We start from the raw sequence: 13945 nt of genomic DNA, 5'->3' as shown, positions 1-13945 counted from the left end.
CATTCCCCTATAATAAACCGCCAGATTGGCGTATAACGTCTCTGGCCTTTTTCAATTAAAAAAGCAGCACCGCGCACTTTACAATACGCGATACTGCTAACTATAATCGACATCAATTATTTCGCAAAACGATGATTTCCAATCGTTGCAACAACGCTAAGACTGTCCCAGAACGACCCTTTGGAATATCTCGGATTGAAGAAGTACAATGCACCTTCAACATTGTTTTTGCCATTAAGCGCATCCTTCGTCGCTTTCAATACACTTGCATTCGGCTTACTGCGATCAAGCAAGCCATTGTGAGCAGGCGGGAATTGCTTACCCGAATAGATCACATCTTTAATCGTGCTAGGGAAGCTTGGATGCTCCACACGATTGAGAATAACATTGGCCACAGCAAGCTGGCCCTCATAGGATTCATAGCCCGATTCGACCTGAACGAGCTTTGCAAGCAGCTGATATTCCGATTCTGTAAAAGGCTTAGCCTTGTTCTCGAGCACGGATGGAATAATTACAGCTAGCTTCATCCCATTTTTAATGGATTCCTTCGATGAGAACCCGTTGCGTTTAACAACCTGCGCTTGGGACAATCCATGTCTTGCGCTAATGTCTGCTAACGTATTGTCATCACTTACTGTTTCTAGCGGTACGCTTGTAATCATCAGCGTCTGCTCTTCATCGTTCCAATGAATGTCTGCATGAAGAAACTCAGCGACATAGCGTACTGGAACATACAATCTACCATCAATCAGATAAGGTACAGCATCTAATACATATCGTTGATCGTTGAAATAAACGGTAGGCACTCCGTCCCCTAAAATTACTTCATCGTCGCTCTTTGTAATAAAAATCGCTTCTTGTGCATCTGCATCCCAAGTTACAGAAGCACTCAATGCTTTGGCCACTAAACCTGCAGGCATAAACATTCTGCCATTCACCATATGTAGGGGAGAGCCTAGCTCAATAGGGCTGCCATCTAAGATTACTCGCGTGTTCTCAACCTCTCGCGAGTCTTTTACTGCAGCAGATGCTGAAAATGGAACTACAGTAAGAAGAGAGATCACTAGCATCGCTAGCACACAAATTCTACTTACTTTCATTGTCAGTTTTAACATAAATCCTCCCGATTCTCTGTTTAGAATTGCTCGAGGTCCTGGTCTGTTAAGCATTATAGCATAGCAAAATCTCAATATTTCATTAGGTTTATCTCATAGATGAAGTTTTCATGAATTTTGCAATAGCGTTTCCAATTCATTTTCTGTCAATGGAAATTTGTTGAAGTTGCTCAAAATCCCTTGATAAATCTAGTCTTTTTAATCTTGTAATCTATAAAGTCCCCCCTCCCGACCAACTTGTCTCTCATCACGAAAAAAAGATGAAAAAAATCTGCATTTTCATAAAAAATCGACCAGCTAACATGCAATTATGAGAAAAAATGAGAAGTTTTCTGGATAATGCTGGGTGAGATGGACTTATTTTTTTTCCGTGGTAAGATAAAGAGAGACCCAGTCATTTGGCTTGGGTCTATTACCGTAAGGAGGTTTTTCGATGAAACTTAGCACTGAACACTTGATCTTACATGGATGGATCGGGGGTGATATCTACTATGAGCCATAGTGAATCTTGGAATGTGCAGAAGAATGTCATGCATGAGCAGCTGCTTCAGCTTGAGGAAATTCGCAGCCACCAGATGGAGCAATATGTATTGCAGCACAATGTGGAACACAAACGTCTCGAACAGCTGCTTGATCAATATATACAATACATTAAAAATCTATTGACACTTTCCGAGCCTCCCGCGCAGCAGCTCGTCCTGCTGCATCATGACATTGAGATAGAATATTTAGAGGACGGCTTTATTGATAAATATTGCATCGTACTTCCGCACGAAACGAATCCTGAGGAAGGGAAGATCTCTCTGCTATCACCTGTTGGACGCCAGCTTCTGCTCGCGCCAATACACAGCGAGCTAGAGCTAGAGACACCTGCAGGCATAATGAAAATCCGCATCGTTACGATCGAGCAAGCCGCAGCTTAAATTGTAGCCATACTAACGCCGGCACGGCAGCATTTTAGATGATTTTTCATACAAAATGCACGTTTGGACGCAACAGTGACGGCATTTTAGATGATTTTTCATACAAAACGCACGTTTGGACGCGACAGTGACGGCATTTTAGATGATTTTTCAAACAAAACACACGTTTGGACGCAACAGTAACGGCATTTAGATGATTTTTCACACAAAATGCACGTCCAATGTCCCTCCAATCACCTAGTAACGGCGTTGGGCGTTACAGGCATAGTAACATTACGACGGTAGCGTCATTACAGAGGTAGTCTTAATATGACCGCAGCGTCATTGCGACGGTAGCGACCTATTCGTCCTTGCGTACACTTGATCGAATCGCTTCTCGCAAGCGCTTACGAACCGTATAGAACAACAAAGCAGGTGGAGAAAATGTACGTCACATTTCTCCACCTGCTTTTTATGTTACTGCTTCATCAGGTCACAAGCCTGTCATCCTCTACTCGTCTACAGACTAGCGTTCCCCGCTCTACATCTGATTGATGCCTTTCCATTCCTGCTAAGCGATTATTCTTCCACCTTCAAGCGATATGCACAGCTTTGGAAATCACCATAGAATGGAGGAATGGTAAGTCCTGCATACATCAGGTGATCGCCACTATATACGCCTGAGTCTGGACTATCGAACACACGGTAGGTTTTGTTCGGGTCAAGTCCTTGAAGACGGAAGCGACCAATCGCAGCATTCGGCTCCTGAAGCACCTTCACATATACGACAAATGCTTCTGTTTTATCTTTAGACACAAACATCCAAGCCGTATCATTGCCTTCGAACGGACTACGCAAACGATAGAAATCACCGAATTGAACGATATGACGGATCTCCTTGTACAGCTCGATCTGATAGCGTACAAGCTCCTTCTCTTCCTCGGTGAACTTAGACAGATCAAGCTCGTAGCCAAAATTACCTGACAAAGCGACATACCCACGCGTAAGCAGTGAGGTCATACGATTCACTTGATGGTTGGGAACAGCAGACACATGCGCACCCATCGAGCTGATCGGATATACAATGCTTGTTCCGTATTGAATTTTAAGGCGAGAGATCGCATCGCTGTTATCGCTCGTCCATGTCTGCGGCATATAATACAGCATCCCAGCATCGAAGCGACCGCCGCCTCCAGAGCATGATTCGAATAGAATGTGCGGGAAGCTCGTCGTAATCTTCTCTAGTACATGATATAGCCCGAGCATATAGCGATGCGCCGTTTCACGCTGGCGATCAGCTGGCAGCAGAGCAGAGCCGATCTCCGTCATGTTGCGGTTCATATCCCATTTGACATACGTAATTGGTGCACTCGACAGCACATCTGAAATTGTCGAAATAATGTACTGCTGCACATCTTCGCGAGAAAGGTCGAGAATTAGCTGCTGTCTCGCTTGCGTGCGGCGACGTCCTTCGACATGCAGGCACCAATCTGGATGCTGGCGATATAGCTCACTGTCAGGAGAGATCATCTCCGGCTCGAACCATAGCCCGAACTGCATGCCTTGCTCACGTACCTTATCCACGAGTGCTTCAAGTCCATTAGGCAGCTTGTTGCGATCGACAAACCAATCGCCAAGTGATGTTGTGTCGTCATTACGCTTGCCGAACCAGCCATCATCTAGCACGAACAGCTCAATGCCAAGCTCCTTGCCTGCTTGGGCAATGCTCGTAATTTTCTCTTCATTAAAGTCAAAGTATGTTGCTTCCCAGTTGTTCACTAGAATCGGGCGCACCTTATTGCGGAACTGACCACGCGTTAGTCGATTGCGATATAGATCATGATAACGACGAGACATGCCGCCGATCCCTTCATAGGAATGGACAAGCACAACCTCTGGCGCTTGGAACACCTCTCCCGCTTCAAGCTTCCAGCTAAAGTCGAAAGGGTTAATACCGATAAACAAACGAGCATGCAGGTAAGGGTCTACCTCAACACCAGCGACAAAGTTTCCGCTGTACACTAGGTTAATGCCGTATACATCTCCATGCTGCTCCGTAGCACCTTCACTGATTAAAGCGAGGAATGGATTCTGTGCATGACTGCTCGCCCCGCGGCGGCTTTCAATGGACTGCATACCAGGCTCAAGCTTGCGGCGATGAACATAACGCTCACGCGCCCAGCTACCAGACAAATGCAGCATCTCATAATCATAGCCAGGCATATCTACACTCATGCTAAGCGCACGGTTCAGTGTAAGCACATCCGTACCTTCATTGCGATATTGCACCGAACGAGTAATGGCAGCATAATCACGGAATACACTATAGGACAGAACAATCGCAGCATTCGTCAGCTCATCACGCAACGTAATAAGCAGCGTCTCCGCTTCCGCATCCTCCTCGGCATATACCGCTGGCAGACCATCAAGCTGCGGCTTACCCGCTACAATCTCGTGAGATTCATAGAGGAAATTCGTCACTGTGCTACCATTAGGCAGCTGAAATTGATAAGCAGGTGAACGGAAATCCGAATCTCCATAGGCAGGAAGCTCCTGCTGCAGCGTATCTAAGGAATACTCCAAATGATCTAGATCCGTGCTCGGTGTAAACGACGGACGAACATAGTGCTGATGCAGCTTTCCTAAATTCACTCCTTGAATCGCACGTCCCCAATATAAATGCTCAAGATGGCCCTGCTCCGTAACCTTCAAAACATAGCTTGTATCGACGGATTTCAAATGAAAAATTCGTGTTTCTTCATTATAAGTAATCATTGCAATTCCTCCCGAATGATAAATTAATTTACTCCTTGCTTATAGCGTGACAGCTTTCTCTCTCAACGAAGGTTGTCCCGATCTTCACCTGCTTCGGTGCCTCTCGACCTTCGAGTCTCTCCACCAGCATGTCGACGGCGGTTTTGCCAAGCAGCTCGGTGTACGCGTGAATGGTCGTAAGCGGCGGCATAACGAAGGCAGCCAGCTCGATATCGTTAAAGCCAATGATCGACATCTGTGCAGGCACAGAGATGTCAGCTTCATGAAGCGCGCGTAATGCACCAACCGCCATATGATCGCTAGCAACGATGCAGGCTGTAGGCTGAATCGACCTTGCAAGCAAACGCTTCATTGCCTCATAGCCCCCTTGTGAGGACCAATCGTCGACCCACTCTACTCCCTCGAAGCTGTGACCGTGTTTACTTCGCATGCGTTCATAAGCGCGATAGCGATACTCCTCAATTTGACGCAGCTGCTGTGGCTGACGCAAGGAACGAATCCGATCAATACCGCCAATAAACGCAATTCTCTCATGTCCCAGCTGTACGAGATGCTCATAAGCAGACTGAATCGCACCTTCAAAATTCAAATGAACAGTGTCATAGTCATGCATATCCTCGCCGTTGTTAACAAAAACCACTCGATCGGGATGAGGGTACGCCTCTAACACATCAGATGCCTCAATCGAGCCAACGACAAGCAAACCATCCAGAGAAGCTGCCTCAGCAATCGCAGCAAAATGATCACCGCGAATGACTTTGCCAATCGTAAGTCCAAGTGCTTCACATTGCACTTCAATTCCTCGACGTACCGCCTTAAAGTAAGGATCATTGTTCTCTTCATCCGCTGTGGCCCAGAACAAAAGCCCGATATCAGCAGCTGCCCGCTGCATCTCCTGCTTCTGCCTTCTTAATCGTTGCGGCTTATAGCCTAGCTGCTCCGCAATGGCAAAAACTCGTTCCTTCGTCTCAGCACTTGTGCTTAAGGTTGGATCATTATTAAGCACTCGAGACACCGTTGCAGTAGATACTTGAGCCAGCTCAGCTATTTCACGAATCGTTGCCAACAGACATCCCTCCTTATCTTTAGTTGAACACGACATATGATCAGTCATGATGTTTGGTTACGTTTAGTTAACATTCGTCACTTATCATTGAATATTTAGTTAATAAATTTACTTAACAAGTACATCATACATTAGATTACACCATCTATGCAAGTGTCATGGCTACAAAAAAAAGAATGGAAGCTCAGGGTGCGGTGCACTCTGCTTCCATTCTTCCTATTCCTAAGCCTATAAGATTACATTTCGATTTCTTGTGCGTTAAGCGCCTCTTCTGGCAGCTCAATTGCTTCAATTCCGTTATGGTTTGAATAATCCGTTGTAACCGTAGATACGATTGCTAGATTTTGACCTTCAGCCTGGAATTTCATATCTGTGAACACATCCATGCTGATTAGCTTATTGCTGCTTTTTTCAACGACGATAACATATTCAGCCGCATTAACCTCGAAGTCTCCAAGCATTGCAGCCTGATCACCAAGCTGTTCAGCAAGCAAATTATTGAACTCCTCGCCCTTTGCATTCAGCGTGAAGATGTAATTACCATCCTTCTCTTCTACAGCAAAGCTTTCAGAGTAGTCTACAAGCTGTGCAAGCTGTGCAGAAGGATCAAGCGATTCTTGATTTACCCCTTGCAGTACTTGGTCCATCATCTCTGCAGGAAGCTTCATCCATACGCCAGCAGTTGGTTCTTTAACGAAGAAACCATCCTCTGTAAAGTATGAATCGATGACTTGCGTTTCACCTGCAGCTTCAACCGTAGTTAACTGTTTGAACGCTAACGCTGGCTTCATTGTTACGTCCATATCGCTAACTGTCTTTGTTTCCATAACCTCGCCATCCATATCGATCGTTTGGTCAGCAGTCATCTTAACCGTAAAGCTGTTCAGATTGTTAGCTTCACCTACGACAGCAACGAATAGTTCCTTATCTGCATCTGAATTAGCTTCCTCATTTACTTCAGCATCTGGAGTTTCCTCTGCAACTGGATCAGTTTCTTCTTCAGTAATTTGCTCAACTTGTGAACCTGTTGTTTGCGAATTACTGTTCGCTGGCTCCTTATTCCCCTCACCACATGCTGCAAGCAGCGTTAGTGCCATAACAAGCAGCATTGCTAATAACGTTTTTTTCATTTCGTGTTTCTCCCCTCACCTAGTCTCTATCTGCAAGCGTATATAAGTGTCATGATCATTGAGACGCTCACAGTGTTGCACTAGCTCAGTAAATAACTGGGCATTTTACAACAATACGGGAAATTATACCATATCTCACCCTCAGGTCAACACCCTCTTAGGTCCTAGTTCAAAAGTACATATCAGTGGAGAAGCTAGTGTTGGTGGGGGGAGGGGGGGAGAAGGAGATGGAAATAAAAAAGCCACAATCCTCTTTGGAATTGTGACCATAGAATTCTAACTCACTTATGACTTAATAATTGATCCGTTTTAACAAATCTTTAGCGTACCAATTGATCCCTTTGTGAGCAAGGGCTGAATTTGTAAAATCGACATTTTCTACTGCAAGGGTAGCTACTTTATTAGCTAAAACGGGAGAAAGCTTTTCTTGAGAAAATTTAATTAACGCATTACTCAACTCTTTTACTAGCAATGTCTGATTTTCTTTTGTTAAAGTAGTCATCAACTCTCAACTCCTCTCCGGTTTCAATAATATATGCATTTGTTGGTTCTATGATATCACAAAGAGACTGATTATGTATAGATAATTGTTTTCTACTTGTGCTAACCTTAAAACTCTCTTTAAGTTCACTTTCTCCAATATCATTATTTTTATACCTTGCAACATCGATGATTGGATTACTATCGCTCATCACGCCAAATATAAAGTCATAATTATGTTGATTTTCACCGTTAGCATTATTAATTCTATTGTGAAAAACAAATTCAGCGAAGTTATCATCATAATTGTTTAGGATTAAATACTTGTACCTGTCTGACATCATCCATTCCATTGGTGAGAATGTGAACTCAATGACAATTGCAATTCTACTCAATCTTTCATATGTAGTATCAGTAATTATTCCATCCAACTCAGACAAAAAACTCTCTTGCTTACGATACTCCAACATTGTACTTATAAAGTGCTCAGCTTGTTCTTTTATAGGTGTTAGATAAAATCCATAACCAAAATCAAGCTCATTTCCTTTATTATAATTAGATACTATACCTTGTTTGCATATATCATGCCATGCAGCTAAAGTAGTTCCGTGAAACCATTTGTTTTTTCTAAGATGTTTAAGATATGAATTTGACATATATTAACTCCTCCTATAGCGCTCTATTTCGACACCATAAGAGGAACTTCCTGCAATAACATCTTTTTATTTTCGACAAGTTATTACGAACTAGGTTTATCGTAATCTTCCCTTATAGAAAAAGCATTACGAGTATTCCCGTAATGCTCTTTCACACCGCTATATTTAAGAATGATCGTGGCGTTCTTCTAGCTCGTGCAGTTCATCGTGCAGCTGCTCCATCGTCTTGCCTTCCACATCAATTCCTTTTTGCTTTGCATACTCGCGGATTTTCTCGAGCTTCTTAGCGCGGAACTCCTGCTTGAACGCTTCCCACTTTTCAGGCTGATCACGCTTCGCTTGATCGACTTCCTTTTTTAGCTGTTCGAGGGATTTACCTTCTGTATCGATCTCAAAGTAAGTCGCAAGACGCTGAAGCTTTTTCATGCGCATCTTTTGAATCTCTTCGCTCGTCATCTTCTTGCCAGGGTGTGCGTGCGAGTGCTTATGCTTACCATGTTGCTCTTGCTCGGCCTGCTGTTCCTGCTTGGCAGCTGAGCTTTCCTCTTCTTGCTGCGCAGTAGCTCCGAACGCTACCGGTACGTAGAGACTATATGCGAGCATTGCGCTTGTTAGCCATAATCCAATCTTTTTCATCTTATTCCTCCACTATGCATGTACTTGTTGCTACACGTCTAGTATTACCCATGCAATGGGAGCGTATTCCAGTTATTGCTGTTCAAGCTTCTCTAGCTCTTGCTTTAGCCACTGCGCATCAAAATGCTCACCGATAAATACAGCTACATTATGAACCTCGCCTTGCGGCTCAATGCGCATGAAATCTGACTCTCGATAGGCATATTGGAAGAGGAATCTACTCGGAACATCGCGAAATGTGACAATGCCCTTCGCCCGATAAATGTTTTCTGGAAGCTGCTTCAGCCATGCCTCAAACTGCTCGCTATGTGGAGACTGCTTCCAATAATGTGTATAGGCCATAACGTGAGCATGATGCTCATGTGAAGCATGATCAGAATGAGCGTGAGTATGCTTAGCTACATCCGCTCCTCCGTGAGAGCCGTGCTTGTCTATATGTTCATCTGCATGCGCGATATCATCGTATGCCTCATTAACTGCATGAGCAAAGTCCTCCTGAGCATCGCTAGTGGCATGATCCACTTCGTAAGCTTCCTCATCAGTTGCATCATTAACGGCGTGGGCAAAGTCCTCTTGAGCATCTTCTACTACGTTAACAAGATGATCTGGCACGTTGCTCGTTGATGTCGGCTGCAGCATCCAGCTCCAATCATTCAGCTGACAATGTGCTGCAGTTACAAGCTTAGCATGCGCATTCCATTCCCGAACAAGCTGCTCAAGCTCGACAATCTGCTCTGGGAATAGTCGATCGCTTTTATTCAATATAAGCAGGGATGCACACCGGATCTGCTCCTGCATTAGACGAAACGTCTTATCTTTAGCGGACTTGGCACGAGCAAGCAGATGCTCACTATCAACAACCGTAACAACCTCCTGCAGCGTCGCATGCTTGTACATTGAGGTTTCCGTAATTGCATCAATGCTTTCCATCGGGTGTGCCGCGCCTGTTGATTCCACAATGACGAGATCAGGCTTGTACTTCTGCAGCAGCTGATTCAGCTCAAGAGATAGATCTCCTCGCATGCTGCAGCATATGCAGCCTCCCAGCACCTCTGCCATCGCAACCTCTCGGCTGACGAGCTGGCCATCCAAATTCACCTCGCCCAGCTCATTCATCAGTACCGCGGGTGTTAGCCCTGCAGCCTGAGCTTGTGCGATCATATGCTGAAGCAATGTTGTTTTACCGCTTCCTAAAAATCCTGATAACAAATAGATAGGTACCATCTTAAGTGACTAGCCTTCCTTCTTCTATGTATTGCTTCCATTATAACGTAGTCAAACAACGAAGAGAAAGTCCTTGGGCGCTCCTTCGCCCAAGGACTTCGTAAGTTCCCCTACTTACAGTACACAAGCAATGATAATAACTAACAAGATGAACAATACTAGAAACCAAGCAGCAGTTGTTCCGCCGTAGCCACCATTAAATTTTCCGTATGCTTGATTTCCAGCTCCAGATACTTTAGCTGCGTAATTCATACTGTCAACTCCTTTTCGATAAGGTACACCATATCATATGTTTTTTTGGACGAATGGTTTGGGCAACGGCCTAAATCAATAGGCATTATCCAACAATTCCACGCTTGCCTATCTTCATTAGCGCATAGACATCCGTCCATTCCACGAATGCCAGTGAGCATATACTATTGGTGTAGTCGCTTATTTGAGGAGGTGCATGTTGCTATGAAAGGTTTCGCTGGAGGTTACGGAAATCACTCTAACGCAGCTTTTATTCTGGTGTTGTTTGTTCTCTTAGTTATTTTGATTAGTTGCTTCAACTATTAATAAAATCCCAAAATACCAACAGAACGTAGACAACACGCAAAAAAAGGAAAGCGGTACTCAGACCGCTTTCCTTCTTGGTGTTTGTAAGACTATTATTCATCTTTAACTTCAGAATAAGATTTACCCTGGCTTAGCCCATGCTTTGCAGCAATAGAAATCAGCTCATTATATTGATCCTCAGATAACTTCTCAAGCATGATATCACGCGCTTGCTTTTTCTCTTCTTGACTCATACCGCCGCTTGCTAGCTTTTGAAGTGTAGAGATATCTGAAGCAGACAAGCTGCTCATTAGCGTTGTAACAACTTTCGCTTTCTCACTTACAGTAATATTCTCTTCTACTTCCTTGGCTTTGTCTGTAGAAATTTCTGCGCTATAGCCTGTATCAGACTTATCGCCTTCTGGCTTTTTAGTTGCCTCTGGTGATTTTGATGCTTCTGGTTTTGTAGTGGCATTTGGCTTCTCATTGCTATCAGAGGAAATAGGATCAGTATCCTGCTCACCCTCAATTGAGCTTCCTTGCGGCTCTGTACCATCCGGTTGATCTGTGGCACTACTATTTCCTTCAGACTGAACTACATTATCATCTGGTAATGTAGTCTCTACTTCATCAGGAGTCGTTGACACTTCAGTGTCCTCTTCAATCAAGTCATCTACACTCATTCCTACCATGGAATCAAGCACTTTATCAACTGCATAATTGGCTGCGAATAAGCCACCCGCGACAAGCACAATTAAAATACTTGCTACCCAGATCGTTACCTTTTGCCACTTTTTCATTATAACCATCTCCGTCCAACTAAATATACTGCGACAATTCCTAGCATTGCACCTGCACTATCAATCGCCACATCTCTAACACTAGCACCTCTTCCATCTACAAACCATTGATGGGTTTCGTCGATAATGGCATAGCTCATTGAAATAAAGAGAGAAACGAATAAAGATTTTCTCCAGCTCCAGCCATGAACGCGAGATAGTACCATGATGATAGAAGCGAGAAAGAAATATAGTGAGAAATGTGCAAGCTTACGCAATGTATGATTCCACTGAGTTATAGTCATCTCTTGGCCTGTCCACTTTTCAACATAGGGTAAGGAATGCGTCGCAATTGTCAAACTTAGCGCACCAGATTTACTAGCAGGCTGATTCGACAGAAGGAATATCCCTATGATGACAAGTAGTGTAATCACTACTAGCATTAGACGCAGTAATCTAGGCTTTTGTTGCATTAATTGTTGAATTCCTTTGTTATGTTGTTCAAATACTCTAGAAAAGGCCCGCGCAATTCATCGCGACGAAGGGCATACTCCACAGTAGCTTCTAGAAATCCAAGCTTGTCCCCTACATCATAGCGACGCCCACTAAACTCGTAGGCGTAGATCGCTTCTGAGCGAGATAGCTGATTCAATGCATCCGTCAATTGAATTTCTCCATTAGCGCCAGGGGGGGTGCTCTCGAGAATATTAAAGATCTCAGGTGTAATAATATAGCGTCCAAGAATCGCTATATTAGATGGAGCTTCCTCTGTAAGCGGCTTTTCCACTAGCTGATTGACACGAGATACAGTTGGTTCTACCTTTTGCCCATCAACAATTCCGTACTTGTGTACATCTTTTATTTCTACCTGCTGAACACCAAGTACAGAGCTATTATAATATTCATATACATCGATTAGTTGTTTTAAGCAAGGTTTGTCAGAGTGCACAATGTCGTCACCAAGTAATACCGCGAACGGTTCATTGCCGATAAAGCTTTTTGCGCAATAAATCGCATGTCCAAGACCTTTCGGCTCTTTCTGTCGAATATAATGAATATTAACCATATTTGAAATCATACGAACCTCTTTAAGAAGGTCGAATTTCCCTTTCGCTTCAAGTTCCAACTCTAACTCCACTGACTTATCAAAATGATCCTCAATAGACTTTTTATTACGACCCGTAATGATTAATATCTCTTCAATGCCCGATTCCACTGCTTCTTCGATAATGTGTTGTAGCGTAGGTTTATCAACGATCGGCAACATTTCCTTAGGTTGCGCTTTCGTTGCAGGCAAGAAACGCGTACCTAATCCAGCTGCTGGTATTATTGCTTTTCTTATAGACAACCTTACACCTCCCAAAAATCAATACCACAGTTATCTTTTGTAGAATATAAACACAACTAATTACAGTTTGTATACATGTTCATAATTACAAATATTTTTGGTATCCAGTATTAATTTATTTCTGATAGTCTCCATATTCTCTTTAATATGATTATGAGCTGTCATTATAACTACAATATCAATATCATCAATAAAGTTATAAAAATCAAAGTATTGATTTTCAACGATGTTTTCATTTATTAAAGGATCAAAAATCTTCACACCAAATGCCAAATGATCGGACATTTTTTTTAATAATTGCAGGGTTGGACTTTCTCTAGTATCATCAACATTTTCTTTATAGGCAAGTCCATAAAGACCGATTCTTGATATATCTTTTATATTATGTTCTTTCATAATATCTCTTATTCTAGTTAAAACATGTGATGGCATAGAATCATTTATTTTACGTGCTGTAAGTATGAGATTAGTTAAGTCAGGGTAATCTCCCACTAAAAACCATGGATCAACCGAAATACAATGCCCACCAACTCCAGGTCCTGGTTGTAATATGTTTACTCTAGGATGTTTATTAGCGATACGAATAATCTCATATACATCCATATTATCTTCTCTACATATCTTAGCAAGTTCATTTGCAAAAGCAATATTAATATCTCTGTACGTGTTTTCTACAACTTTAGACATTTCTGCTGATCGTATATCAGTAATAACAATTTCAGATTTACAAAATTCAGAATATAACTTTTTTATTTCTTCACCTATAGTAAAATCGTCAACCCCAATTGTTCTTGAATTATTCTCTAATTCAAATACCATATTACCAGGAATTATGCGTTCAGGGGCATGGGCAAGATGTATATCTTCTCCAATTTTCATTCCCCTCTTTTCAATTTCTGGTCTAACATATTTATCAATTGTCCCTGGTGAAATAGTTGACTCTATTATAATAATTGTTCCCTTTTTACACACATTTAAAACAGTATTTACTGCAGATAAAACATAAGTTGGATCTAATTTTTTATTAATATTTACATACGGGGTAGGCACTGCAATAATATATTTATCTGTCACCTGATATTCAGTAGAGAATGTTATTCCATTTTTTAATCCAATATTAAATAATTCACTAATCCCTTCCTCTTCAAAAGGTAACTTTCCATTAGATAAGGACTCTATTAAATCCTTATTATAGTCAGTACCTACAACTTCAACACCATTTTTTGCAAACATTAAAGCAGTTGGAAGACCAATGTAACCTAGTCCAATAACATTAATCATAAAATACACCTCTGTA

General features: G+C 42.5%; 14 protein-coding genes. 1 reads left to right on the top strand and 13 read right to left on the bottom strand.

The window, feature by feature from the left end:
• Nucleotides 1–116: 116 nt before the first annotated feature.
• Nucleotides 117–1115, bottom strand: a complete 999-nt coding sequence (locus M3180_RS11610) for a cell wall hydrolase (protein ID WP_251667628.1) — start codon at nucleotides 1113–1115, stop codon at nucleotides 117–119.
• Nucleotides 1116–1606: 491 nt separating this feature from the next.
• Between M3180_RS11610 and M3180_RS11605 the strand changes: the two genes are divergently transcribed.
• The gene (locus tag M3180_RS11605) at nucleotides 1607–2038 is read left to right on the top strand and encodes a GreA/GreB family elongation factor (RefSeq protein ID WP_251667627.1); all 432 of its coding nucleotides are present in this window, start codon (nucleotides 1607–1609) and stop codon (nucleotides 2036–2038) included.
• Nucleotides 2039–2596: 558 nt separating this feature from the next.
• Here M3180_RS11605 and M3180_RS11600 read toward each other — a convergent pair.
• From M3180_RS11600 to M3180_RS11545, 12 genes are all read right to left on the bottom strand, one after another.
• Nucleotides 2597–4792 (bottom strand): alpha-galactosidase, encoded by a 2196-nt coding sequence (locus M3180_RS11600; RefSeq protein ID WP_251667626.1) that lies wholly within the window; start codon nucleotides 4790–4792, stop codon nucleotides 2597–2599.
• Between the two features lie 28 nt (nucleotides 4793–4820).
• Nucleotides 4821–5858 (bottom strand): LacI family DNA-binding transcriptional regulator, encoded by a 1038-nt coding sequence (locus M3180_RS11595; RefSeq protein ID WP_251667625.1) that lies wholly within the window; start codon nucleotides 5856–5858, stop codon nucleotides 4821–4823.
• A gap of 236 nt (nucleotides 5859–6094) precedes the next feature.
• On the bottom strand, nucleotides 6095–6988 hold the full coding sequence (locus M3180_RS11590; protein ID WP_251667624.1) for a DUF6612 family protein: 894 nt from the start codon (nucleotides 6986–6988) through the stop codon (nucleotides 6095–6097).
• Between the two features lie 292 nt (nucleotides 6989–7280).
• Nucleotides 7281–7490, bottom strand: coding sequence for a hypothetical protein (locus tag M3180_RS11585; protein WP_251667623.1), 210 nt, complete (start codon nucleotides 7488–7490; stop codon nucleotides 7281–7283).
• Nucleotides 7438–8124, bottom strand: coding sequence for a DUF3990 domain-containing protein (locus tag M3180_RS11580; RefSeq protein WP_251667622.1), 687 nt, complete (start codon nucleotides 8122–8124; stop codon nucleotides 7438–7440). Before M3180_RS11580 ends, M3180_RS11585 begins: the two co-directional genes overlap by 53 nt.
• A 165-nt stretch (nucleotides 8125–8289) precedes the next feature.
• Nucleotides 8290–8760 carry a hypothetical protein gene (locus M3180_RS11575; RefSeq protein ID WP_251667621.1) on the bottom strand — a complete coding sequence of 157 codons (471 nt, stop codon included), beginning with the start codon at nucleotides 8758–8760 and terminating at the stop codon, nucleotides 8290–8292.
• Nucleotides 8761–8832: 72 nt separating this feature from the next.
• On the bottom strand, nucleotides 8833–9984 hold the full coding sequence (locus tag M3180_RS11570; protein WP_251667620.1) for a CobW family GTP-binding protein: 1152 nt from the start codon (nucleotides 9982–9984) through the stop codon (nucleotides 8833–8835).
• Nucleotides 9985–10098: 114 nt separating this feature from the next.
• Nucleotides 10099–10236, bottom strand: a complete 138-nt coding sequence (locus M3180_RS11565) for a sporulation protein YjcZ (protein ID WP_251667619.1) — start codon at nucleotides 10234–10236, stop codon at nucleotides 10099–10101.
• Nucleotides 10237–10634: 398 nt separating this feature from the next.
• Entirely contained in the window at nucleotides 10635–11321 is a 687-nt protein-coding gene (locus M3180_RS11560) for a hypothetical protein (protein ID WP_251667618.1), read from the bottom strand.
• A complete protein-coding gene (locus tag M3180_RS11555) occupies nucleotides 11321–11773 on the bottom strand; it encodes a VanZ family protein (RefSeq protein WP_251667617.1) in 453 nt (150 codons plus the stop codon). The genes M3180_RS11560 and M3180_RS11555 overlap by 1 nt, the downstream gene beginning before the upstream one ends.
• Nucleotides 11773–12648: a UTP--glucose-1-phosphate uridylyltransferase GalU gene (galU, locus tag M3180_RS11550; RefSeq protein WP_251667616.1), complete on the bottom strand. Its 876-nt coding sequence runs from the start codon at nucleotides 12646–12648 to the stop codon at nucleotides 11773–11775. The genes M3180_RS11555 and galU overlap by 1 nt, the downstream gene beginning before the upstream one ends.
• A gap of 60 nt (nucleotides 12649–12708) precedes the next feature.
• Nucleotides 12709–13929: a nucleotide sugar dehydrogenase gene (locus M3180_RS11545; RefSeq protein ID WP_251667615.1), complete on the bottom strand. Its 1221-nt coding sequence runs from the start codon at nucleotides 13927–13929 to the stop codon at nucleotides 12709–12711.
• Between the last annotated feature and the right edge of the window lie 16 nt (nucleotides 13930–13945).

This window comes from Paenibacillus camelliae (assembly GCF_023715345.1).
Classification (GTDB): domain Bacteria; phylum Bacillota; class Bacilli; order Paenibacillales; family Paenibacillaceae; genus Pristimantibacillus; species Pristimantibacillus camelliae.
The sequence above is the reverse complement of the archived record's forward strand: the minus strand, read 5'-3'. Positions and strand labels throughout refer to the sequence as shown.